Source organism: Acidovorax sp. PRC11 (assembly GCF_031844105.1).
GTDB lineage: Bacteria > Pseudomonadota > Gammaproteobacteria > Burkholderiales > Burkholderiaceae_C > Paracidovorax.
Genome location: NZ_JAUZUQ010000003.1, coordinates 150,367 through 174,212 on the forward strand (window position 1 = coordinate 150,367; position 23,846 = coordinate 174,212).

Here is a 23,846-nt window from a genome sequence, read left to right on the forward strand (position 1 = left end):
AGGATGAGTATCGCCCAACCCGCCTGCGCCCTGCAGGCCCGCCACCGGGACGGATCGCCATGGTCATTCCGGGCGCGGCGGCCGCTACACTGGCCCGATCGCGGCCCGCGCCGGTCCGAAGGACGGTGGTCCGCACCGCCATTCCCGTCGGCGGCGACCGGCCCTCCAGGAGATCTTCCGCCATGCGCGTCCAAGGCAAATCCATCATCGTCACCGGCGCCGGCGGCGGCATCGGCGAAGGCATCGCGCGGCGGCTGGCGGGCGAAGGCGGCCGCGTCATCGTGAACGACATCCGGGCAGAGGCCGCCGAGCGCGTGGCCGGGTCCATCCGCCAGGAAGGCGGCGACGCGCAGGCCTTCGCGGCCGACGTGACGCGCTCGGACGACGTCCGGGCCCTGGTGGCCGAGGCGGTGTCGCGCCACGGCGCGCTCGACGCCATGGTCAACAACGCCGGCTGGACGCACCGCAACCGCCCGATGCTGGAAGTGAGCGAAGAAGATTTCGACCGCGTCTACGCCGTCAACGTGAAGAGCATCTACCTGTCGGCGCTGCATGCCGTGCCCGCCATGCGCGCCAATCCGGCAAAGCGCGGCGGCTGCTTCGTCAACATCGCCTCCACCGCCGGCCTGCGGCCCCGGCCGGGCCTCACCTGGTACAACGGATCGAAGGGCGCGGTGATCGTCACCAGCAAGTCGATGGCGGCCGAGCTGGGTCCGGACAACATCCGGGTGAACTGCATCAACCCGGTCTTCAACCCCGATACCGGCCTGGCCGCGGAGTTCGCGGGCGGCGTGCTGGACGAGGAACGGCGCGGGAAATTCCTGGCCTCCATTCCGCTCGGCCGGTTCTCCACCGCGCTGGACGTCGCCAACGCCGCGCTCTACCTGGTGAGCGACGAGGCCGCCTTCGTGAGCGGCGCCTGCATCGAGGTGGACGGCGCGCGCTGCGTCTGAGGTGCCGGCCCGGGCCGGCGGGCGTGCGTGCGTGTGCGATTGACGGGGATCAATCTCGCGGTCTCCGCCGATACCCCTACCGCGGCCATGCGGCAGAATCCAGGCATGGCCGAACGTGTGATTCCTCTCGTGGACCAGCGCATCGCCGCGCTGCGGCCCCGCGTGCCCGAAGGCCCCTTCGCCGGCCCGGAGGGCTGGCTGGCCGACGCGCTGGGCCGGCCGCTGCGCGACCTGCGCATCAGCGTCACCGACCGCTGCAACTTCCGCTGCAGCTACTGCATGCCCAAGGAAGTCTTCGGCAAGGACTACCCCTACCTCTCCCACAGCGACCTGCTCAGCTTCGAGGAGATCACGCGGCTGGCGTCCGTCTTCCTGGCCCATGGCGTGCGCAAGATCCGGCTCACGGGCGGCGAGCCGCTGCTGCGCCGGCATCTGGAAAACCTCGTGGAGCAGCTCGCGCGGCTGCGCACCGCCGAAGGCCGCGTGCCCGACCTGACGCTCACCACCAACGGCTCGCTGCTCGCCCGCAAGGCCCGTGCGCTGCGCGATGCCGGCCTGGCGCGCCTCACCGTGAGCCTCGACAGCCTGCAGGACAGCGTCTTCCGCCGCATGAACGATGTGGATTTCCCCGTGGGCGAGGTGCTTGCCGGCATCGAGGCGGCGCAGGCCGCCGGCTTCGAGCACATCAAGGTGAACATGGTGGTCAAGCGCGGCACCAACGACCACGAGATCGTGCCCATGGCGCGCCACTTCCGCGGCACGGGCATCACACTGCGCTTCATCGAATACATGGACGTGGGCGCCACCAACGGCTGGCGCATGGACGAAGTGCTGCCCTCCGCGCAGGTCATCGAGCGCCTGCGCGAAGAGCTTCCCCTCGTGCCCCTGCCGGCCGCCACGCCCGGCGAGACGGCCGAGCGCTGGGGCCATGCCGACGCCCAGGGCCGGCACGATCCCGCGCTGGGCGAGGTGGGCACGATCAGCAGCGTCACCCGCGCCTTCTGCGGCGACTGCAGCCGCGCCCGGCTGTCGATGGAGGGCCGGCTCTACCTCTGCCTGTTCGCCACCCAGGGCTGGGACCTGCGCGCGCTGCTGCGTGGCGGCGCGGACGATGCGGGCCTGGCCGCGGCGATCGCCGGCATCTGGCAGGGCCGCACGGACCGCTATTCCGAGCTGCGCGGCAGCCTGCCGCCGGACACGGATGCGACGGCTCCCCGCCGCGTCGAGATGAGCTACATCGGCGGATGACGCCCGCCGCCCCATGGTGATCGCCCGCACCGACATCGCCGGCATCGTGCTGGCCGGCGGACAGGGCTCGCGCATGGGCGGGCGGGACAAGGGCCTGCAGGATTTCCACGGGCGGCCGCTTGCGGCGCTCGCACTGGAGCGGCTGCGCCCGCAGGCCGCGCCCGGCCGGCTTTTCCTGAGCGCCAACCGCAACCAGGCGCGCTATGCCGCCTTCAACGTGCCGGTGCTCGGCGATGCGATGCCCGGCCACCCCGGCCCGCTCGCCGGCCTGCTGTCGGGCCTGGCGCACTGCGGCACGCCCTGGCTGCTGGCGGTGCCCTGCGATACCCCCCGCTTTCCGCCCGACCTGGGTGCGCGGCTGGCCGAAGCCGCCGAGGCCGCAGGGGCGGACATCGCCATCGCCGCCGCGCCCGATGCGCCGGGTCGGTGGGGAGCCTCCGGACCCCGGGCCGTGCGCCTGCACCCGGCCTGCTGCCTGCTGCGTGCCGACCTGTACGATGACCTGCGCAGCCACCTCGCCGGCGGCGGCCGCAAGGTGCTGGCCTGGATGGAACGCCACGCCCTGGCCACCGCGGTCTTCGACCGGCCCGGGGACGATCCGCACGCGTTCCGCAACGCCAACACGCTGGCCGAGCTGCGACTTCTGGAAGCCGACACCGCATGAGCCCACCGAATCCGTTCGCCGCAGATGCCACGCCTGCGGCGCCCTCTTCCGTCCCTCCGCCCCCTGGTTCGCATGACCGGAGTGCGGGCGAGGCCGCGGCACCCGGCGCCGCCTCCGGGCACGACCTTCCGGTGGACGCCATCCACGCGCGGCTCGGCGCCCTCGCGGTGCCCGTGCGCGGGGTGGAAGAGGTCGCCATCTTCGCCGCGCTCGACCGCGTGCTCGCCGAAGACATCGTCTCGCCCATGGACGTCCCCCCGCACGACAACTCCGCCATGGACGGCTTCGCCTTCGACGGAGCTGCCCTGGCTGCCGGCCGGCCGCTGCGCCTGCAGGTGGGCGGCACCGTGCTCGCCGGCCACCGCTGGCCCGGCACGCTGGGCCCGGGCCAGTGCCTGCGCATCATGACCGGCGCGGTGATGCCCGCCGGCGCCGACACGGTCGTGCCCCAGGAAGCCGCCGTATGCCACCGTGCCGACGACGGCACGGAAACCGTCGACATCCCGCCGGGCGCCGTGCGGCCGGGCGACCACCGCCGCCGGGCCGGGGAGGATCTGGCCCGCGGCCGCACCGCCCTCGCCCGCGGCAGCCGGCTCACGCCGGCCGCGCTCGGGCTGATCGCGAGCCTCGGGCAGGCCACGGTGCCGGTGTTCCGCCGCCTGCGCGTGGCGTTTTTCTCGACCGGCGACGAGATCCTCAGCCTGGGCACGCCCTGGCGCGAGGGCGCGGTGTACGACAGCAACCGCTACACGCTCTTCGGCCTGCTGGCGCGCATGGGCGTGGAGCCGATCGACCTGGGTGCCGTGCCGGACGAGCCGCAGGCGCTCGAGGCCGCGCTGCGCATAGCGGCCGGACGGGCCGATGCCATCGTCACCAGCGGCGGCGTGAGCGCAGGCGCGGCGGACCACACGCGCACGCTGCTGGACCGGCTGGGCAGCGTGGAATTCTGGCGCGTGGCAATGCGGCCGGGCCGCCCCATGGCGGCAGGGCGCATCCCGCGACCTCCGTCAGCCAACGACAGCGCCGCGGATGCGGGCCCGGCCGTGCTGTTCGCCCTGCCCGGCAATCCGGTCGCGGCGATGGTCGCCTTCCTCGTCTTCGTGCGGCCGGTGCTCTGGCGCATGATGGGCCGCCGGCACGCGCCCGCGCCCGCGCTGCGCGCCCTGGCGGCCGAGCCGCTCCGCAAACGCCCCGGGCGCACCGAATACCAGCGCGGCGTGGTCTTCCAGGAGGCGGACGGCACCCTGCGCGTGCGCACCACCGGCCCGCAGGGCTCCGGTCTGCTGAGCTCGATGGTGCAGGCCGACGGGCTCATCGTGCTGCCGCACGCCAGCGGCCCCATCGCCGTGGGCGATCCTGTCGAGGTGCTGCTGTTTGACGGCATGCTCTGACACGCCGGGACGCATGCCGGGCGTACCCTGGCGGCATCGTCCACCGAACGGAAAGACACGCATGACCTACACCGCCCAGCACCTTGCCGAATCCCCCACGCGGGAGGACATCGACCGCCTGCAGGGTGCCGCCGTCCTGGAATTCGGCACGCCCTGGTGCGGCTACTGCCAGCGAGCACAGCCGCTGATCGAAAATGCCCTGAAGGACCACGACCAGGTGCAGCACATCAAGGTCGAAGACGGCCCGGGCCGTCCGCTCGGCCGCAGCTTCGGCGTCAAGCTCTGGCCCACCCTCGTCTTCCTGCGCGACGGCAGGGAGATCGACCGGGTCGTGCGCCCGACGGACGCCACCGTGCTGGCCCCGCCGATGCAGGCGATCGCCCACGCACCGGCCATCAGCATCGGCCCGGCCTGACGCACCGGCCGCGCCGGAGCCCGCCAGCGCCCCGGCGGCGCGTCAGCCGCGCCCCAGGGCCTTGTCCACGCCCTTGTTGGCCAGCGCATCCGCGCGTTCATTGCCCGGATCGCCGGCATGGCCCTTCACCCAGCGCCAGTCGATCACATGGCCGCTGCCGGCCACGAGGTCGTCCAGCCGCTTCCACAGCTCCACGTTCTTCACCGGCTGGCCCGACGCGGTGCGCCAGCCCTTGCGCTTCCAGCCCTGGATCCACTCGGTGATGCCCTTGCGCACGTACTGGCTGTCGAGGTAGAGCGTCACCGCGCAGGGCCGCTTGAGCGCCGCCAGCGCCTCTATCACCGCGAGCAGCTCCATGCGGTTGTTGGTGGTCCCGAGCTCCCCGCCGAACAGTTCCTTCTCCAGCGCTCCCGAGCGCAATATCGCCCCCCAGCCGCCGGGCCCCGGGTTTCCCTTGCAGGCGCCGTCGGTATAGATCACAACCTCGTTCAAAACTTTCTCGCTTCCTGTTGAATGGGGGCGCGGCCCGCCCGCCCCTGCGGGCGCGTCGCCGCATCCTGTCGTTTGTTTCCGTTGCCGCCGCCGTCTTCATCGCCCGCGGCGCGGTGGCTCGCCGATCCCGCCCGGCAGCGGCATTTTCGGCACCACGGCCACGGGTGCCGCCCGCCCCTGCGGGGCCTGGCCCGTGCGCCAGGAGGGCTCGAGCAGGCGCATGCCATGCACGCGCTTGACGGCCACCACCATGTAGGCGGCCCCGAGTATCGGCCACCAGCGGGCCCCCACCGCATCCACCCATTCATAGCGCTGCAGCCAGCGCGTGCTGCGCACGGCGGGCCGGTAGGCGCCGAAGCTGATGGTCTCGATCTCGAAATTCAGCAGGCGCAGCCAGTCGCGCAGCCGCCAGTGGCCGATGAATTCGCCCACGTCCGGAAGGTAGAGACGGCCACCGCCGCCCAGGCGCTGGTAGAGCCGCACCCGCCGCTGGCGCAGGCCCCAGAGGCTGACGGGATTGAGCCCGCTCACCACCAGCCGCCCTTCGGGCATGAGCACGCGGTGCACTTCGCGCAGCGCCGCATGCGGGTCCACGCTCAGCTCCAGCGCATGCGGCAGCAGCACCAGATCGAGGCTGTTCTCGGGGAACGGCAGCGCGACCGGATCGGCCAGCAGCGCGGCGCGCAGCGGTGCCCCGGCGGCCCGGTCCTCGCCAGGCGCGTCGCCCTCGGCATGGTGCGCCGTGGAGGGGGCCCCGCTGGCCGGCGGCGGCGGCCACAGCAGCGCCTCGGCCGCGCCGAGCGCCAGCCAGCGGTGCGGCATGCGGTTCGCGCGCAGGCCCTGCAGGCCGGGCATGCCGAGCTGCAGCGCGTGGTAGCCGAACACGTCGGCGACCATTTCGTCATAGCGCTCCTGCTCCCACGCCAGCAGGTATCGGCCGGGCGGTGAGTCGAACCAATGGTGCAAACCTATAATTTCGTCGCTCATGAACTTGCTGCCGCTGCCCGCTTTCACCGACAACTACATCTGGATGCTGCACGACGGGCATCGCGCCGCCGTGGTCGACCCGGGGGAACCCGGCCCGGTGCTGCAGGCCCTGCAGCACCACGGCCTGGCGTTGGAGGCGATTCTAGTCACGCACCACCACGGCGATCATGTCGGCGGCGTGGCGGCGCTGCGCGAGGCCACCGGCGCCACCGTGTGGGGCCCGGCGCGCGAGACCATCCCCGAACCCCTGCACCGGCTGTCGGGTGGCGACACGGTCGAGGTGCTGGGCCTGCGCTTTTCCGTCATCGACGTGCCGGGGCATACGGCCGGGCACATCGCCTACCACGGGGCCGACGCGCCCGGCGGGCCGCTGCTCTTCTGTGGCGACACGCTGTTCTCCGGCGGCTGCGGCCGCCTGTTCGAGGGCACGCCCGCCCAGATGCAGCAATCGCTCGACCATCTCGCCGCCCTGCCCCCCGATACGCGGGTGTGCTGCGCGCATGAATACACACTTTCGAACCTCGCTTTCGCCCGCGCGGTGGAACCTGCCAATGCGGCGCTGCTCCAGTACAGCCGTGACTGCGAAGCGCGCCGTGCCGCGGGGCACCCCACCCTGCCGTCGCGCCTGGGCACCGAGCATGCCGTGAACCCGTTCCTGCGCACGCGGGAGCCCGGCGTGGCCCGTGCCGCGCAGGCTTTCGACCCGCGCACCGATGCGGCCGACCCGGTGGCGGTGCTGGCCGCGCTGCGCGCCTGGAAAAACGACTTCCGACCGAACTGACCTTCATGAAACTCCTGCATATCCTGGGCCTCGTGAGCGTGCTCTGGCTCACCGGCTGCGCGGCACCCGGCTCCGCGAACAAGGACTCCGCCTCCGGCCTGCCCTCGACGGACGGCGCGGTGGGCACGGCGTCCGTCGGCACGGCGCCGCCGCTGCGGCCGATCCGGGCCGCCAACGCCAGCCACGTCGGCGTGGCTTCGCTCGCGGCGCCGACCGATCTCTGGGACCGCATCCGCCGCGGCTTCGCCATGCCCGACCTCGACCAGGACCTGGTGCGTGACCGCGAGCTCTGGTATGCGAGCCGGCCCGACTACATGCAGCGCATGACCGAGCGCTCCAGCAAGTACCTCTTCCACATCGTCGAAGAGCTGGAACTGCGCGGCATGCCCACCGAGCTGGCGCTGCTGCCCTATATCGAGAGCGCCTTCAACCCCATGGCGGTCTCCAGCGCCAAGGCCGTGGGCATGTGGCAGTTCATGCCCGCCACGGGCAGCGACTACCAGCTCAAGCAGAACGCGTTCCGTGACGACCGCCGCGACGTGCTGGCCTCCACCCGCGCCGCGCTCGACTACCTGCAGCGGCTCTACGGCATGTTCGGCGACTGGCACCTGGCCCTGGCGGCCTACAACTGGGGCGAAGGCAACGTGGGCCGCGCGATCGCCCGCAACCAGAAGCAGGGCCTGGGCACCAGCTACACCGACCTGAACATGCCCGCGGAAACGCGCATGTACGTACCCAAGCTGCAGGCGGTGAAGAACATCGTCGCGCACCCCGAGCGTTTCAACACCGAGCTGCCGCTGATCGAGAACCATCCCTACTTCCAGACGGTGGACATCACGCGCGACATCGACGTCTCGCTGGTCGCGAGCCTCGCGGGCGTGCGCGAACAGGACTTCCGCGAGCTGAACCCCTCGCTGCACAAGCCGATCATCCTGGCGGCCGGCATGCCGCAGATCCTGCTGCCCTGGGACAACGCCCAGGTGTTCCGCAAGAACCTGGAGGCCTATACGGAAGGCCAGTACGCCAGCTGGACGGTGTGGAGCGTGCCGACCACGATGAGCGTTTCGGCGGCGGCCCAGCGCGTGGGCATGAACGAAGCAGACCTGCGCAGCGTCAACCAGATCCCCCCGCGCATGCTCATCAAGGCCGGATCGGCGCTGATGGTGCCGCGCGGCAACGCCATCCAGGCCGACGTGCCCGGCCAGCTGGCCGACAACGGGCAGGTCGCGTTCACGCCGGAGATCGTCACGCGCCGCACCACCGTGCGTGCCGGCAAGCGCGACTCCGTGGCGACCATCGCGCGGCGCTACAAGGTCACCACGGCCGACATCGCGACCTGGAACGACGTCAAATCGACGGCCTCCTTCAAGGCGGGCGAGTCGGTGGTGGTGTATCTGCCGGTGCGGGCGTCCTCGGGCGTCCAGGCGGCAGCGCCGGCCCGCAGCAACACCAGCCGGCAGGCTGCGTCCAGGAGGGGCACGCCCCGCAAGGCGGCCGCACCTGCCGCCACCTCCCGCAAGGGCGGCACCCCTTCGCGTGTCAAGAAACGCTGACGCAGCGGCGCGCAGCCCGGGCAGGCGGAACGCGCGGGCGCCTGCCGTTACGGGCCTTGCTGGATGGCCCGTGGTGGTGGCCTGTCAGATCCTCAGGTTGTGCATGCCCACGAGCCCGAGCACGCCGATCAGGATCAGGTAGAGCGCCACGATGTAGTTGAGCAGGCGCGGCATCACGAGAATGAGGATGCCGGCGATCAGGGCCACGAGGGGGCCGATGCTGAGGTTCAGCGACATGGGAGAACGTCCTTCGGGAACGGTGGTGGCCGGCTGCGGGCAGGCCTGCGCGTGTACGGCTGGCCGCTGCCCGGGCGCCGTTTGCCGGGCAGTGGGCGAATCTAACGCCGTGCCGTGGCCCACCCGTGTCGGACCATGGCGCCACTTGGGGCCGCGCGGCACGGTTCAGGCGTTGAACTTGGCCTTGGCCCGCCGGGCGTATTCGTTCGTGAAGGTGCGCGACAGGTCGACGCGCGACGCCGCCCATTCCGGGCGCAGCCGCGTGAGCGCGCGCAGGGCCGTGGCGGGGCCGTCGTCGGGCATGAGGCCGTCGGGCGAGAACGTGTCGCGCACCTTGTGGAAAGCCGCGAGGTAGGCGCTGCGGTCGCCCAGCATGTGCTCCGGCGGCACCACCCGCATGAGATCGGCCGCACTGGCCGTCTGCAGCCATTTGAGCGCATGCACCATGGCGTTCACCATCGCCTGGCACACGGCCGGCTGCTGCTGCACGAACGTGCGCGGCGCATAGAGGCTCGACGCCGGCATGGCACCGCCGAAAACCTCCTGCGCGGCCTTCACGGTGCGGGTGTCGCACAGCAGCCGCACTTCGCCGCGCTGCTCGAGCACGCTCACCACGGGATCGGCATGGCAGAGCGCATGCACGCGGCCCTGCCGCAGTGCCGCCAGGGCACCGCCGCCCGCCGCCCCCACGCCGATGAACGACACGCCTTCGAGCGAGCCGCCGTCCTGCAGCAGTGCCAGCTGCGCCAGCATGTGCGTGGACGAGCCGGGCGAAGTCACCCCGACGCGCAGGCCTTTGAAGCTCTGCACGCTGCGCACCGGCCAGTTGCGCGCCGAGGCCGCGAAGGCCAGCTGCGGCGCCCGGCCCTGCAGCACCAGGGCGCAATGGTTCTGCCCCTGCAACTGCAGGCGCAACGTATGGTCGTAGCCGCCGCAGCACATGTCCGCTGCGCCCTGCTCCACCGCCTGCAGCGCGAGCGCGCCGCCGGCATGGTCCTGCACCGCCACGTCCAGCCCTTCCGCCCGGAAGAAATCCAGCTGCCGGGCGATGGTGAGCGGCAGGTGGTAGAGCAGCCCGGCGCCGCCCACGGCCACCCGCACCCGCCCCGGCGAGGCCGCGCTGAAGGGCGGCACCAGCGCATGCGCGTGCCCGCCCGCCAGGCCGGCCAGCGGCAGGGAAAGGGCCAGCGCGCCGAAGCGGCGGCGATCGGGAGAATGCGACATCATGGAAAAAAGGCGCGGCTCATGCTGCAGTGCAGCAATCGTGCCTCAAAAGGCCTGCGCGGGGACCGGGGAGAATCCCTGTAAACCGGATGGGAAAGTGTTCAGCAGCGCAGGCGCCGCATCGCAGGCATATGGGTGGTGCGCCAATATGAGGCAGCGACGCCGGAAGGGTTCCGGGAACTGCGCTTACCGGTACCCGATGAAGAAGATCGCCACGTTGACCAGGAAGCCGCCGGCCCACACCAGGCTGCGCACGGTGGGCATGTCCGAGACGTACATCAGCACGTAGAAAACGCGCAGCATCACGAAGCCCAGCGCGAGCAGGTCGAGGAGTGTCTGCGCCGCGCCCAGCTGGTGGGCCACGATCACCGCGCCGATGAAGAACGGCAGGCACTCGAAGGTATTGGCCTGCGCGGCCAGGGCCCGCGCGCGCCAGTCGGTCTGCCGGGCGGCCCAGCCGCGCGGATCGCGGTTGTCCGCAGCCTTGAAGCCGCCGCGCTTGGCGAGCATGGCGCAGGCGATCGGCATCAGCGCCATCGCGAAGACGCACCAGTACGCCACGGTGAAGCGCGCGATGTGCAGGGAGTTCATGTCGGCTTTTCGTCGTTGGCGCCCGTGCCGTGCTGTGCCGTGCGGCACGCTAGCGCCGGTCCACCAGGGCATGGGCGATGGTGCCCAGGTCCACGTATTCGAGTTCGCTGCCCACGGGCACGCCCCGCGCCAGCCGCGTCACGTGCATGCCGCGGGCCTTCAGGGTCTCGCTCAGGGCATGCGCGGTCGCCTCGCCCTCGGCGGTGAAGCTGGTGGCGAGGATCACCTCCTGCACCACGCCGTCGGCCGCACGCTCCAGCAGCTTGCCGAAGCCGATCTCGTTGGGGCCGATGCCGTCCAGCGGCGACAGCTTGCCCATGAGCACGAAGTACAGCCCGCGGAAGGCACCGGTGCGCTCCAGCGCCGCCTGGTCCGCGGGAGTCTCGACCACGGCCAGCCGGGACGCGTCGCGCGTCGGATCGAGGCAGGTCGAGCACACCTCGCCTTCGGTGAAGGTGTGGCAGCGCGCGCAGTGCCGCACCGACAGCGTGGCCTCGTGCAACGCGCGCGAGAGTACCTCCGCGCCCGGACGGTCGTGCTGCAGCAGGTGGAACGCCATGCGCTGCGCCGATTTCACGCCCACGCCCGGCAGGCGCCGCAGGGCCTGCACGAGGGCGTCGAGGGAGTGCATGTCGGAAGAAGGCGGCATGGGGCGTAGCGTCGGAGAAAACGGGTCAGATCAGAACGGGAACTTCATTCCGGGCGGCATGCCCGGCATGCCCGCGGTCAGCTTGCCCATTTTCTCCTGCGAGGTCTCCTCCGCCTTGCGCACCGCGGCATTGAACGCGGCAGCGACGAGGTCTTCCAGCATGTCCTTGTCGTCGGCCAGCAGGCTGGGGTCGATGGTCACGCGCTTCACGTCGTGCTTGCAGGTCATGAGCACCTTCACGAGGCCGGCGCCGGACTCGCCCTCCACCTCGATGTGGGCCAGTTCGTCCTGGGCCTTCTTCAGGTTGTCCTGCATGGCCTGGGCCTGCTTCATCAGGCCGGCGAGTTGTCCTTTGTTGAACATGGTGGTTCCTTTTCTGGGGGTTCTAAAGCGAAAACTGAAGCGGGATGGCGGTGATGCCAGCATGCCGCAGGCCCGGTGCGGCCGACGACGCGGTGGCTGCGCACGACAGGCGCGGCGGGGTGTCCATCATGCCGGCTTGATGCTGCCGGGCACGATTCTCGCCCCGAAGTCGCGCACCAGGGCCTGCACGTAGGGATCGTTCTCCACGATCTCCTGGGCGCGCCGCTGCCGTTCGGCGGCGGCATGGGCATTGCGGCGCGCGGGGCTGTCGATGACGGCGCCGACCTCCACGGTGATCTGCCGGGCGAAGCCCGCGGCCTCCAGGGCAGCGCGCAGCCGCTCGCGGGCCGTCGGCTGGTTGAGCGATTCGCGCTCCACGCGCAGCAGCCAGTGGTCGGCATCGCGCGCCACCAATTGCGACTGCAGCGCGAGTTCGCGGACCAGCGCATTGATCGCTTCGGCGGCGACGAGCTGCATCACCGTGGCGTGCCAGTGGTCGCCCTCCTCCGTCGGCGTGTAGCGGGCCGAGGGCGGCAGGGCACCGGGCGCCGCCGCGGGCTGCATGCGCATGCCGGGCTCGGGTGCGACGCGGACGGGGATCGCCACGAAATCCGCCGGGGCGCCCTCGGGAGGCGCCAGGGTTTGCGCGGCAGCGCGCGGCGCCTGCAGGTCGGCCGGCGAGCGGACGGGCAGGCGCACGGCCGGGGCGGATGGATGGCCGGACCCCGAAGGCGCTTCGGCACCGTACCCGGACGCGGCCGAGCCCGTGGCTTCTTCGTCATCGTGCGGTGCTCTGCCAGCGGGCGCGGGCGCGGGCGCTGGCGCAGGCGAAGACGGGTGCGCAGCAGGCTGCCCAATCTGTGGCTGGGCCGCCATTTCGCCCTCCGAACGCTCAGGCGCGGGCGATTTCAGTGTTTTTTTTTCCGCCGGCGGCGTTCCGCCGTCCGCCGCGGGCTTGAACGCCAGCAGCCGCAGCAGCGCCATCGTGAGCGCAGCGTACTCGTCGGGCGCCAGCCCGAGTTCCTGGCGGCCATGCAGGCAGATGCTGTAGAGCAGCTGGGTTTCGTCGGCGGGCAGGGTGCCGGCCAGGCGGGCGATTTCCGCGGCCTCCGGATCGTTGGCGTCCAGCGCGTCGGCCATGCGGGGCACCGCCTGGAACACGGCCATGCGCTGCAGCACGGCGCTCATCTCTTCGAGCGTCGATGCGGCCGAGAGGCCGTGCATGCGCAGCGCGTCGGACGTTTCGACCACCGTGCGGCCGTCGCCGTTCGCCAGGGCTTCGATCAGGCGGAAGACATAGCTGCGATCCACGCTGCCGAGCATCTGCCGCACGCCGGCCTCCTGCAGCTGGCCGCTGCCGAACGCGATCGCCTGATCGGTCAGGGACAGCGCATCGCGCATGGAGCCGCGCGCCGCGCGGGCGAGCAGGCGCAGCGCCTGCGGCTCGGCCGGCACGCCCTCCTGGGCGAGCACTCGAGTCAGGTGTTCCAGCACGGTCTCCGGCGCCATCGGCCGCAGGTTGAACTGCAGGCAGCGCGAGAGCACCGTCACCGGCACCTTCTGCGGATCGGTGGTGGCCAGCACGAACTTGAGGTATTCCGGCGGCTCCTCCAGCGTCTTGAGCATCGCGTTGAAGGCGGTGTTCGTGAGCATGTGCACTTCGTCGATCATGAAGACCTTGAAGCGGCCCTGCACCGGCTTGTAGACGGCCTGCTCCAGCAGGCCCTGCACCTCGTCCACCCCGCGGTTGGAGGCGGCATCCAGCTCGGTGTAATCGACGAAGCGGCCGGCGTCGATGTCGCGGCAGGCCTGGCAGACGCCGCAGGGCGTGGCGGTGATGCCGCCCTGCCCGTCGGGCCCCTGGCAGTTGAGCGACTTGGCCAGGATGCGCGAGACGGTGGTCTTGCCCACGCCGCGCGTGCCCGTGAACAGGTAGGCATGGTGCAGGCGCTGCTGGGTGAGCGCATTCGAGAGCGCCTGCACCACGTGCTCCTGCCCCACCATCTCCGAGAAGTTCCTGGGGCGGTATTTGCGGGCGAGCACGAGGTAGGACATCCGCTGGATTCTACGGGGCCGCCGGGCCCCGGTGCCGGGAGCCAGGGTGCGGATCACGGCGGCCGCGCATGGGAATTCGTCTGGAGGCACCCCGCACAGCGGTTACAATCGGCGGTGACGGGCCTCCCCGCATGGGGAAGCGGCCAACCGGGTCAGGTGGGGAACCAAGCAGCCCTAACCGTGGAGCCAGTGCCGGGGGTAAGGCTCGTCAACTTCTTCTCGTTCAGGGCCTTGCGGCCCTGGACCACGCAGCCCGTCAGCGGGCGGCTTCGGCGGCACTGCCACCGAGCCACTGCAGCACACCCTGCCCCGCCGCCCTGCCGGTGGCCATGCAGGCCGTCATCAGATAGCCGCCCGTCGGCGCCTCCCAGTCCAGCATTTCGCCTGCGCAGAACACGCCCGGCCAGGCTTCGAGCATGCCGCGGGTGTCCATCGCCTCGAACGCCACGCCGCCGGCCGTGCTGATCGCCTCGTCCAGCGGGCGGCAGGCCACCACCGTGATGGGCAGGGCCTTGATGGCGCGTGCGAGGGCCTGCATGTCCTGCATGGCCTCCTTGCCCCATTGCTCGTACAGGATCGCGGCCTTGATGCCGTCCAGGCCCAGGCGGCTCTTGAGGTGGCTGCTCAGGCTGCGCGATCCGCGCGGATGACGCACTTCCTTCTCGACCCGCTCGGGCGTGTGGTCGGGCAGCAGGTCCAGATGGAAGGTGGCGTGCCCATGGGCTTCGATCTCGTCGCGCAGCAGCGCGGAGGCCGCATAGACCAGGCTGCCCTCCACGCCCGAAGCCGTGGCCACGAACTCGCCGCGGCGATGGAAGGACCGGCCCTGGCTGTCGGTGAAATGCAGCGCCACCGACTTGAACGGCTGGCCCGCGAAACGTTCGGTGAAATGGGCCGTCCAGCCCACGGGCGGCGCCTCGCGGCCGACGAGGGCCTGCAGGAATTCGCGCCGCGTCGTGCCGGATGGCGCTTCCGGGCCCATCACGTCGAAGCCGCAATTGGCGGGCCGCAGCGGGGCCACGGCCACGCCCAGCGCTTCCAGCCAGGGCGCCCAGGCGCCGTCGGAGCCCAGGCGCTTCCAACTGGCGCCGCCCAGCGCCAGCACGGCGGCACGGGCCTGCACATGCACCTCGCCGGCGGGCGCGGCAAAACGGAGTTCGGTGGTGCCGGCCTCCCGCGGCGCTGCGTCTTCGGCTGCCGGGGGCAACGGCCCGAGCCAGCGGTGACGCATGTGGAACTGCACCCCCATGCCGCGCAGCCGGTGCAGCCAGGCGCGCAGCAGCGGCGCGGCCTTCATGTCCGTGGGGAACACGCGGCCCGAGGTCCCGACGAAGGTGTCGATGCCCAGGCCCTTGGCCCACTCGCGCAGCGCATCCGGGCCGAAATTCTGCAGCACGGGCTCCAGGGCCGCTGCACGGCCGCCGTAGCGCTGCACGAACGGCTCGAACGGTTCGGAATGGGTGAGATTGAGCCCGCCCTTGCCGGCGAGCAGGAACTTGCGGCCCACCGACGGCATGGCATCGAACAAATGCACCGCCAGGCCGTTCGCGGCGAGCACCTCGGCCGCCATCAGGCCGGCGGGGCCGCCGCCGACCACGGCCACGTCACAGGTCAGGGGGCCGGAAGGCGGCAGGGGGGCGGAGGAAGACATGGTGAGAAAAACGGTGAAGCGGACGATGGGGGGTGGAGTGGCAGCGCCGGGCGCCGTTCAATCGAACAGCGATCCCTGCACGGGCCGCGGCCCGGTGGCCGTGGCGGCGGGCGGTGCCTCCGGCGCCGGCGCCTTGCGGGGCGCCGGGGTGGGCGATGGTAAGGGCTGCGCGGGCCGGCCGCTGCCGGCATCGGGAGAATCCACCTCGACCATCCGGCCGTCGCCGGTCAGGAAGGCGGCGCGCACGGTCTCGCCCGGGAATTGCCCCTGCACGGCGGCCCGGTAGCGGCGCATCTGCTCGACCAGTTCCGCCTGGCGCTCGGGGCTGGCGGCGCTCTTGTAGTCCAGCACCCACCACTGCGCGGCGCTTTCCGGCCCCGCGGCGCGGCGCACGAGGCGGTCGATGCGCAGCGTCTGGCCCCGGTGGACGATGGGCGCCTCGTCCATGGCCGCATCGACCGCGCCCGCATCCCACGCCCAGGCGCCCTCGCCCGCGAGAATGCGGGCCGCCATCTCCGCGGCACGCTCGGCCAGGGCGGCCGGCAGCTCGAAATCCCGCGCCAGCTGCAGCAGGCGCGCGCGGGGCCAGCGGCCGGCTCCAGCCGGCGTTCCGGCCACCGGATGACCGGACAGGCCGGACTGCTCCAGCAACTGGTGCATCGCCTCGCCCAGGCGCGAGGCCGGCGTCGATGGAGCCCGGCGTTCCCCGGGAAGCTCCGTGGGCGCGGCACGGGCGGTCCAAACATCGCCAGGCGGCAGGCCGTCCAGCGACGACGGAGCGGCACCGGCGTCCGCATCCGCGCCGGCATCGGCATGCGCGAGGGCCGCTGTCTCCATCGCCACCCGCCATCCGGGCAGCTCCGGCAGCCAGGCGGTGGCCGCGGCACCGCCGCCCTGTGCCTGCGCCCCGTCCCCCGCGGCATCCGGTGCCGCTGCCTCCGGGGGGGCTGGAATGTCTGCCGCCAGGGGAGCCACGCGGTTCCACCAGCTTCCCGGGGCGGACTGCGACGCGCGCACGCACGACAGCGCAAGGCAGTGGCGCGCCCGCGTCATCGCCACGTACAGGGTGTTGATCTCCTCGCGCTGGCGCTCGACCTGCTCGGCGGCGAGCGCATCGGCGGCGCTCGGCGGCGGCGAGGATTCGCTCGCCAGGAACACGAAGCGCCGCGGTGCCGGCAGTTCGCCGGGCCAGTCCACCAGCACGCCCATGGTCTCGGCCTTCTGCGCGCGGCCGTCGGTGTCCAGCAGCAGCACGGCGTCGGCCTCCAGGCCCTTGGCGCCGTGGATGGTCAGCAGGCGCACGGCCTCCGCGTCGACCCGGCCCGGCGCGCGCTGGCCCGGCCGCTTGAGGGCGCGCACGAAGGCATACGGGGTGAGATAGCGCCCGCCGTCCTGCTGCAGCGCGGACGACAGCAGCGCGCGCAGATTGGCCAGCACTCCCGCGCGCAGCGGCGCGGGCGCGGTGGCGGCATAGCGCGCGAGCACGTCGCGGTGCTGGTAGATCGCGTGCAGGGCATCGTGGGGCGGCCACTGCTCCACCCATTGCCGGTAGCGCCGCAGATCGGCCGACAAACCAGGCACCTCGGCATCCAGCAACGCACCTTCCGACAGCAGCGCGAGCCAGCCGGGCACCGCAGCGGCGGCATCGGCATCGGCCGCATGCACGGCGGCGCGCTCCCGCTCGGCCGCGCGGCGCGCCTCGGCCACGCGCACCAGCAGGTCGTCGCCCACGCCGAACAGCGGCGAGCGCAGCGCGCGCGCGAGCGACAGATCGTGGCCGGGCGACACCAGCGCGTCCAGCAGCGCCACCACGTCCTGCACTTCCGGCGCCTCGCACAGCTCCACCTTCTCGGGCTGCACGCAGGGCAGGTGCAGGTCGCGCAGGGCGTCCTGCAGTGCCGACAGGCGGTCGCGCTTGCGGGCCAGCACCATGATCTGCCGCGCGGGCACGCCGGACGCGATGCGCTCGGCCACCCACTGCGCGGCCTGCCGGCATTCGCGCATGCGCTGGGTTTCCTCCGCCTCGTGCCTCGGCTGGGTCAGGCTGTCGCGCCAGGCCATCGGATCGGGCGCGGCGCCCTGCCCCGCCGCCCCGGCATCCTCCGCCGCGTCCTCGATGGGCGGCAGCCGCAGCAGGATGCCCGCGTCCTTCGATTCGGTGGTGTGGTCGCGGAACCCCGCGTATTCGCCCTGCGCCTGGGCCGCCCCCATCACCGCATTCACCGCGGCGATCACCTCGGGCGCGTTGCGGCGCGTGTGGTCGCAGGCGAGCAGATCGCCGTCCAGGCCCTCCCGCACGAAGGCCTGCGCCGCCCGGAACACCTGCGGCTCGGCGCGGCGGAAGCGGTAGATGCTCTGCTTGGGATCGCCCACGATGAACACGCTGGGCGGCCGCGCCCCTCCCCCGGAACCCACGTAGCCCGCGAGCCAGGCGTGCAGCGCCTGCCACTGCAGCGGGTTCGTGTCCTGGAATTCGTCGATCAGCAGATGGCGCACGCGCGCATCGAGGCGCTCCTGCACCCAGCCGCTGAGCACGGGATCGGAGAGCATCACCAGCGCGGTGCGCTCGACGTCGTTCATGTCCACCCAGCCGCGCTCGCGCTTGAGGGCGCCGAAGGACGCCACGAGCGCGCGCGTGAGCCGTGCCATGCGCTGCTGGTGCTGCCATGCGCCGTGCTGGCGCGCGGCGAGGCAGAGCCGCTGCAGCTCATCTTCCGCTTCCTGGGCCGCGGCGAACTTCTCGAGGTGGCGCGTGAGGCGGTCCTCCTTGGCCACGAACAGCGCGCGCCGCAGCGCCTCCATGCGCACCTGCAGATCGGCGGTGTCGCAGAACGCGGCGACGATGGCGGCCGCGGCCTTCTGCGGCGTCTTCATGGATTCGGCCGCCAGCGCCGCGGCCCGGCCGAGCCAGCGCGCGCGGCAGTCCTCCGCCGCGAGCGCCTCGGCGGGATGCGCGAGGCCCGCCCATTGCGGCCCCTGCGCGTGGAAGGGCGGCACCGAGGCATCGACCACCCCGCCCTCTTCCGCGAGTTCGAACTCCACCCGCTTGGCCAGGGCCGATTCGAGCGCCTTGCGCGTCTGCGAGCGCCCGTGCTGCGCCACCGATTCCGCGAAATCGGCGCCCAGGCCGGCATCGCCCGCCACGCGCTGCAGGAAGACCGGCCAGACCTGGCGGACCGCCTCGGCGTCGTCCTCCAGCAGCTCGTAATGGATCGGCAGGCCGCGCGACTGCAGCACGGCCAGGGGCGCGGTGCCGAGCAGCGCGGCGAACCAGCTGTGGAAGGTGCGGATCTGCACCGGCCGGCCGGAACCCAGCACGCGCAGGAACAGGCCCTGCAGGCGCTCGCAGGCATCGTCCGTCACCTCGTGCGCGGGAACGCCGCGGGCCTCCAGTTCGCGCCGCAGCGCGGGCGCGGGCGTCTGGGAGAAATCCTCCAGCCATTCCAGCAGTCGCTGGCGCATCTCGCCCGCCGCCTTCTTGGTGAAGGTGATCGCCAGGATCTCGTGCGGCGCGCAGCCGTCCAGCAGCGCCCGCAGGATGCGCGAGACCAGCATCCAGGTCTTGCCCGCGCCCGCGCAGGCCTCCACCGCCACGCTGCGCTGCGGGTCGCAGGCCACCGCATAGAAGGCCTCGCGCGCCACGGGCCGGCCGTTGTGTTCATAGGCGGCTTGCACACGTATCTCCATCATGGTGCGGCAGGTGCCCACGCCAGCGGTGCCTGAGACTGGCGCGACCCCGGCCAGCAGACGCCGCGCAAGGGCCGCCCCGCCGCGCTGGCGTCGTCCTCCTGCCCGCGAAGCGCAGCGTAGCGAGAGCGGGGGGAAGGCGCGCAGCGACTCAGGGGGGTGGACTTATTCACTCCAGAAATCCTTCCGGCACAGCCCGCGGGCGGCGCAGTAGTCGCACACGGCGCCCTCGCCGAGCGCCGGCATGGGCGCCCCTTCCGCGATGCGCGCGAAATCGTGCAGGATGCCTTCGACCAATTGGTCGCGCAGGGCCACCACGTCCTCCTGCTCGAAACTGCGGGTCTCGCCGCGCTCGCCGACGTTCACGTAGAGCGCGCGCAGGGTGTCGTCACCCAGCAAGGCCGCATAGAAGGCAAGCTGCGTGTCCTCCGTGCCGGCGGCGAGGCGCCGGCGCGTGGCCGACTCGTTCTCGGTCTTGTAGTCGATCACCATCACCGACGCAGGCTCTCCGGGCACGGGGCTGCGCACCGCATCCACCCGGTCGAGCGTGCCGATCAGCTCCAGCGCTCCCAGCGGCTGCACGCAGCGGCGCTCGGCCTCGCGGAACCGCGCGCCCTGCGCCTCGTGGTCCGCCAGCCAGCGCAGGTAGCCTTCGCGCAGGGCGGGCCAGCCGGAGGAAAACGGCAGGAACTCCGCGGGCGACAGGCGCTGCGCGCGCGTCGTGGCCTCGGCGGCGGCGTCCAGCAGGCTCCGGCGCGCGGCCTCGTCCTCCACGGGCGCATCCCGCAGGGTCTCGTGGAAGCGCTGCAGGACCGCATGCAGCCAGTTGCCGAAATCGCGCTTGTCCACCTCGGCGCCCAACTCGTCGGATTCCTGCAGGCCGAGCAGGCGCAGTGCGAAGAACCGGTAGGGGCAGTGGCGCAGGTCGGAATAGGCGGAGGACGACAGCCGCACGAGCGGCAGCGCATCGCCCCGCGGCAGCGGCCTCGGAACGGCGGCCAGCGGCACCTCCCGCGGCTCCCGCGGGTCGGCGGCATGGCGGCCGGCGCCCGTGGCCTGCAGCGCGAGCACCAGCGGGCTGGCCAGCAGCGGCTCGCCGCCTTCGTCGCCTGCGCGCCAGAGCACATCCACGTGCGGCACGGTGAGCGCATGGTCCCAGGCGGCGCGCTGCGCGGCCTCCAGCACGGCACGCGTCGGCAGGCCGAGGCCGTCCCGCTGTGCCTGCGTCCAGGCGCCCGGCGGCTCCGGCGCGGCCTGCAGCCGCTTTTCGTCGCAACCGGCGGCCACCAGCGCGGCGAACGGCCGCGCCAGCATCTGCGGAAGCGGCACCACCACCGCGTCGGGTGCGCCGTCGCCATCGAACTCCGGGCGGAACCGGCCGGCTTCGAGGACCTCGTCCACCCAATGGGCGAACTCCGCCAGGGTCATCGGACGGCCGGACGCATCCAGCCGCCGCCACTCGCCCTCCTGCGCGAGGTCGAGCCGCAGCTCGGCCAGCACGCGCAGCCCGGCGGCATCGCCTTCCAGGCGCTCCCACTGGCCGGTGGCCTGCAGCAGCGAACGCAGGGCCGCGAGCCAGGCCGGCAGGTCGCGCGGGGACTGCAGCGTGCCGCGCCATGCCTCCGCCTGCCGCACCAGCACGCGCCAACCGTCGGCGGAGTCCGCGCGGCCGTCCGGGGCTGCCGGTGCGCCCTCCGCATCCGGCGCCGCCGTCCCGGCCGCATCGATGCCCGCGAGCCCGGCACCGCGCAGCGCGACCGTCCACTCGCTGCTGCCGTTGCGCCGCAGCCAGCGCTCCGCCTGCCGCAGGGCCTCGGCCTCCGCCGCGGGAACGTGCTTGAGCCAGTCGAGCACCGCATCGCCCGAGGCATGCGCACGGCATGCCCGCAGCGCCGCCATCACGTGGGCTCCGGCACGGGTGGTGGAAAGCGTCCAGCCGTTCTCGTCGTGCACGGCCACGCCACGACCGGAGAGCAACGCGCTGACGCGGCGCGTCAGGGCACGGTCGATCGCCGCCAGCGCCACGGGCGTGCGCCCTTCGGCCACGTGCCGCAGCACGCAGGCGGCGGCGCGCTGCGCCTCGTCCTCCGCATCGGCGGCGGCATGGAAGGCGATGTCTCCGGTCACCGCGGCACCCCTACCGGCAGACGATGGGCCATCGTCTGCGAGGCCGGCCACGCCGGTGACGGCGATACCGGCGGCCGGCAGCGGCACCGCGCAGGCGCCGTCCTCGCCCCAGAGCCTGCACAGCGCGTGCGCCAGCGGGTCGGGCTGGAACCCGTCCAGCACCACCAGCGCAGGCGTCGCGCGGCGCACCTGCGGCCCGAACAGCACATCGGTCGCATGCCGCGTGGCGAGCGCCCATTCGAGCGCGATGCGCGCCACGGCCGCTTCGTAGCGCAGCGCTGCGCCTTCGCCCGCCGGCGCCAGCAGCGCGCGCGCCTCGGCCGCCCAGGCATCGCGCGCTTCCGGCGGCACCGCGGCCACGGCCGGGGCCAGCTGGCAGGCGGCTTCGAGCAGCGGGGCCGCCAGCACGTCGCGGTGCTCGGCCAGGCCGGCGCGGTCCAGCAGCGAGCGCGCCGTGAGCGTGTCGCGCGCGGTATCGCGGGCGAGGTCGTCGCCCTCGGGCACGAAGGGCGCGACGCGCGCGGCCCAGTTGCGCGTGGTCTCGAACCGCGGGGCGAATCCATCCGGGTAGGCGCGCGCCCAGCGCCGCTGGGCCTCGCCCATGAGCTGCGCGTAGGGAACGAGCACCACGACGGCGCCCGCCGGCATGCGCGTGCCGCGCATGAGCGCATGCACCCGGCCGAGCACGGCCTGCCAGGCAGCGTCCCGGGCATCGGTTTTCGCTATGACTGTCATAGCGTTGGAGTCGCCGCCCATCACATCGAACGGGGAATGTCTTTCTGTCACAATCCCACCACTGTATCCGCACCCTCCCACAACCCGAATCCCTTTCGCATCCTCGAGGAAAGCGCCATGGCCAGCGAACTGATCAAACACATCTCCGACGCCAGCTTCGAAGCCGACGTGCTGCAACCCGGCACCACGGTGCTGGTCGACTACTGGGCCGAATGGTGCGGCCCCTGCAAGATGATCGCCCCCATCCTCGACGAGGTGGCCGGTGCCTACCAGGGCAAGCTCACCGTGGCCAAGATGAACGTGGACGAGAACCGCGAAGTGCCCGCCAAGTTCGGCATCCGCGGCATTCCCACGCTGATGCTGTTCAAGGACGGCCAGCTGGCCGCCACCAAGGTCGGCGCCATGAGCAAGGCCCAGCTGACGTCCTTTATCGACCAGCAGATCGGCTGATCCGGCTCCGCCCCGCCCCGCCCGGCGCGGGACGGGCCCTTCGGCCCTCCCGCTGCCGGCGATCCCGACCCCCTTCCCCCCGCGCACTTCGGCGCATCCCCCTTCCCGACCGGCGCAGCCATCGGCACATCCGCGCCGGCTGCCGCGAAGACCCCGATGAGCAGGCGTCTTTTCCTGTCATAATCCGCACAGATCACCGGGTCGGCCCAGCCAAGGCACCCCGTCGCAGATCCCCCAGACCCGCCGAGACGCCATGAGCAGTCCACACGGCATGCGGTCTCCCCCTCTGATTCCTATTCACTCCGTTCCGGAGTCACCCCCATGCATCTAAACGAACTCAAGGCACTGCACGTGTCCGAAGTGCTCAAGCAGGCCGAAGAGCTGGAGATCGAGAACACCGGTCGCATGCGCAAGCAGGAACTGATGTTCGCGATCATCAAGAAGCGGGCGAAGGCCGGCGAGCAGGTCTTCGCGGACGGCGTGCTGGAGATCCTTCCCGACGGCTTCGGCTTCCTGCGCAGCCCGGACACGAGCTACACCGCGAGCACGGACGACATCTACATCTCCCCCAGCCAGGTGCGCCGCTTCAACCTGCACACGGGCGACATGATCGAGGGGGAGGTCCGCACGCCCAAGGACGGCGAGCGCTACTTCGCGCTGACCAAGCTCGACGCCGTGAACGGCGGCCCGCCCGAGCAGAACAAGCACAAGGTCATGTTCGAGAACCTGACCCCGCTGTTCCCCAAGGAGCAGATGAAGCTCGAGCGCGACATGAAGGGCGAAGAGAACATCACGGGCCGCATCATCGACATCATCGCCCCCATCGGCCGCGGCCAGCGCGCGCTGATCGTGGCGCCGCCCAAGAGCGGCAAGACGATGATGATGCAGCACATCGCCCACGCCATCACGGCCAACAACCCCGACGTGCACCTGATGGTGCTGCTGGTGGACGAGCGCCCCGAGGAAGTGACCGAGATGCAGCGCACGGTCAAGGGCGAGATCATCGCCTCCACCTTCGACGAGCCCGCCGCCCGCCACGTGCACGTGGCCGAGATGGTGATCGAGCGCGCCAAGCGCCTCGTGGAGCTGAAGAAGGACGTGGTGATCCTGCTGGATTCCATCACCCGCCTGGCCCGTGCCTACAACAACGTCGTGCCCTCCTCCGGCAAGGTGCTCTCGGGCGGCGTGGACGCCGCTGCGCTGCAGCGTCCCAAGCGCTTCTTCGGCGCCGCGCGCAAGGTGGAAGAAGGCGGCTCGCTCACGATCATCGCCACGGCCCTGGTCGATACCGGCAGCCGCATGGACGAAGTGATCTTCGAAGAGTTCAAGGGCACCGGCAACAGTGAAATCCACCTGAACCGCCGCCTCTACGAGAAGCGCGTGTTCCCGGCGATCGAGCTCAACAAGAGCGGCACGCGCCGCGAAGAACTGCTGCTGCCCCCGGAAATCCTGCAGAAGACCCGCATCCTGCGGCAGTTCCTCTACAACATGGACGAGATCGAAAGCATGGAGCTGATGATCAAGAACATGAAGGCCACCAAGACGAACGTCGACTTCTTCGACATGATGCGCCGCGGCGGCTGATCCGCGCGA

Annotated in this window: 20 protein-coding genes and 1 other RNA gene; 10 read left to right on the top strand and 11 right to left on the bottom strand. The window is 71.8% G+C overall.

From position 1 onward, the window contains the following. The first annotated feature begins 182 nt into the window (after positions 1–182). The 5 genes from Q9R47_RS04650 (at position 183) to Q9R47_RS04670 (ending at position 4,671) form a co-directional block, all read left to right on the top strand. Complete coding sequence (locus Q9R47_RS04650) at positions 183–953, top strand: SDR family oxidoreductase (RefSeq protein ID WP_311232039.1); 771 nt, start codon at positions 183–185, stop codon at positions 951–953. Between the two features lie 105 nt (positions 954–1,058). Next, positions 1,059–2,201 carry a GTP 3',8-cyclase MoaA gene (moaA, locus tag Q9R47_RS04655; RefSeq protein WP_311232040.1) on the top strand — a complete coding sequence of 381 codons (1,143 nt, stop codon included), beginning with the start codon at positions 1,059–1,061 and terminating at the stop codon, positions 2,199–2,201. Positions 2,202–2,214: 13 nt separating this feature from the next. Further along, positions 2,215–2,865 (top strand): molybdenum cofactor guanylyltransferase MobA, encoded by a 651-nt coding sequence (gene mobA, locus Q9R47_RS04660; RefSeq protein ID WP_311232041.1) that lies wholly within the window; start codon positions 2,215–2,217, stop codon positions 2,863–2,865. Continuing rightward, a complete protein-coding gene (gene glp, locus Q9R47_RS04665) occupies positions 2,862–4,256 on the top strand; it encodes a gephyrin-like molybdotransferase Glp (protein ID WP_311232042.1) in 1,395 nt (464 codons plus the stop codon). Before mobA ends, glp begins: the two co-directional genes overlap by 4 nt. Before the next feature lie 61 nt (positions 4,257–4,317). Next, a complete protein-coding gene (locus Q9R47_RS04670) occupies positions 4,318–4,671 on the top strand; it encodes a thioredoxin family protein (RefSeq protein WP_311232043.1) in 354 nt (117 codons plus the stop codon). 42 nt (positions 4,672–4,713) lie between these two features. Here Q9R47_RS04670 and rnhA read toward each other — a convergent pair whose 3' ends face one another. Both rnhA and Q9R47_RS04680 read right to left on the bottom strand, forming a co-directional pair. Beyond that, positions 4,714–5,163, bottom strand: a complete 450-nt coding sequence (rnhA, locus tag Q9R47_RS04675) for a ribonuclease HI (protein WP_311232044.1) — start codon at positions 5,161–5,163, stop codon at positions 4,714–4,716. 96 nt (positions 5,164–5,259) lie between these two features. After that, positions 5,260–6,150, bottom strand: a complete 891-nt coding sequence (locus tag Q9R47_RS04680) for a methyltransferase domain-containing protein (protein WP_311232045.1) — start codon at positions 6,148–6,150, stop codon at positions 5,260–5,262. On the opposite strand from Q9R47_RS04680, the gene gloB reads away from it, so the two are divergent. Together gloB and Q9R47_RS04690 are read left to right on the top strand one after the other, a co-directional pair. Continuing rightward, on the top strand, positions 6,149–6,931 hold the full coding sequence (gene gloB, locus Q9R47_RS04685) for a hydroxyacylglutathione hydrolase (RefSeq protein WP_311232046.1): 783 nt from the start codon (positions 6,149–6,151) through the stop codon (positions 6,929–6,931). The two genes, Q9R47_RS04680 and gloB, sit on opposite strands and share 2 nt — an antisense overlap. 5 nt (positions 6,932–6,936) lie before the next feature. Next, entirely contained in the window at positions 6,937–8,484 is a 1,548-nt protein-coding gene (locus tag Q9R47_RS04690; RefSeq protein ID WP_311232047.1) for a transglycosylase SLT domain-containing protein, read from the top strand. A gap of 84 nt (positions 8,485–8,568) precedes the next feature. Here the strand turns inward: Q9R47_RS04690 and Q9R47_RS04695 are convergent, their stop codons facing one another. The 6 genes from Q9R47_RS04695 to dnaX form a co-directional block, all read right to left on the bottom strand. After that, positions 8,569–8,721 carry a DUF3096 domain-containing protein gene (locus Q9R47_RS04695; protein WP_311232048.1) on the bottom strand — a complete coding sequence of 51 codons (153 nt, stop codon included), beginning with the start codon at positions 8,719–8,721 and terminating at the stop codon, positions 8,569–8,571. A gap of 165 nt (positions 8,722–8,886) precedes the next feature. Then, a complete protein-coding gene (locus tag Q9R47_RS04700; protein ID WP_404977094.1) occupies positions 8,887–9,948 on the bottom strand; it encodes an ABC transporter substrate-binding protein in 1,062 nt (353 codons plus the stop codon). Between the two features lie 183 nt (positions 9,949–10,131). Continuing rightward, positions 10,132–10,536, bottom strand: a complete 405-nt coding sequence (locus Q9R47_RS04705) for an MAPEG family protein (RefSeq protein ID WP_311232049.1) — start codon at positions 10,534–10,536, stop codon at positions 10,132–10,134. A 49-nt stretch (positions 10,537–10,585) separates the two neighbouring features. After that, positions 10,586–11,185: a recombination mediator RecR gene (gene recR / locus Q9R47_RS04710; protein ID WP_311232050.1), complete on the bottom strand. Its 600-nt coding sequence runs from the start codon at positions 11,183–11,185 to the stop codon at positions 10,586–10,588. Positions 11,186–11,215: 30 nt separating this feature from the next. Then, entirely contained in the window at positions 11,216–11,548 is a 333-nt protein-coding gene (locus Q9R47_RS04715) for a YbaB/EbfC family nucleoid-associated protein (protein ID WP_311232051.1), read from the bottom strand. 126 nt (positions 11,549–11,674) lie between these two features. Next, positions 11,675–13,603 carry a DNA polymerase III subunit gamma/tau gene (dnaX, locus tag Q9R47_RS04720; RefSeq protein WP_311232052.1) on the bottom strand — a complete coding sequence of 643 codons (1,929 nt, stop codon included), beginning with the start codon at positions 13,601–13,603 and terminating at the stop codon, positions 11,675–11,677. Between the two features lie 116 nt (positions 13,604–13,719). On the opposite strand from dnaX, the gene ffs reads away from it, so the two are divergent. After that, positions 13,720–13,816: signal recognition particle sRNA small type (gene ffs / locus Q9R47_RS04725), an RNA gene on the top strand. 43 nt (positions 13,817–13,859) lie between these two features. Here ffs and Q9R47_RS04730 read toward each other — a convergent pair. From Q9R47_RS04730 to Q9R47_RS04740, 3 genes are all read right to left on the bottom strand, one after another. Continuing rightward, positions 13,860–15,254: a TIGR03862 family flavoprotein gene (locus Q9R47_RS04730; protein WP_311232053.1), complete on the bottom strand. Its 1,395-nt coding sequence runs from the start codon at positions 15,252–15,254 to the stop codon at positions 13,860–13,862. Between the two features lie 57 nt (positions 15,255–15,311). Then, the gene (locus tag Q9R47_RS04735) at positions 15,312–18,944 is read right to left on the bottom strand and encodes a UvrD-helicase domain-containing protein (protein WP_311232054.1); all 3,633 of its coding nucleotides are present in this window, start codon (positions 18,942–18,944) and stop codon (positions 15,312–15,314) included. A gap of 162 nt (positions 18,945–19,106) precedes the next feature. Continuing rightward, positions 19,107–21,803, bottom strand: coding sequence for a PD-(D/E)XK nuclease family protein (locus Q9R47_RS04740; RefSeq protein ID WP_311232055.1), 2,697 nt, complete (start codon positions 21,801–21,803; stop codon positions 19,107–19,109). Positions 21,804–21,920: 117 nt separating this feature from the next. On the opposite strand from Q9R47_RS04740, the gene trxA reads away from it, so the two are divergent. Next, entirely contained in the window at positions 21,921–22,253 is a 333-nt protein-coding gene (trxA, locus tag Q9R47_RS04745; RefSeq protein WP_311232056.1) for a thioredoxin TrxA, read from the top strand. A gap of 321 nt (positions 22,254–22,574) precedes the next feature. Further along, positions 22,575–23,837: a transcription termination factor Rho gene (rho, locus tag Q9R47_RS04750; protein WP_208911228.1), complete on the top strand. Its 1,263-nt coding sequence runs from the start codon at positions 22,575–22,577 to the stop codon at positions 23,835–23,837. Positions 23,838–23,846 lie beyond the last annotated feature (9 nt).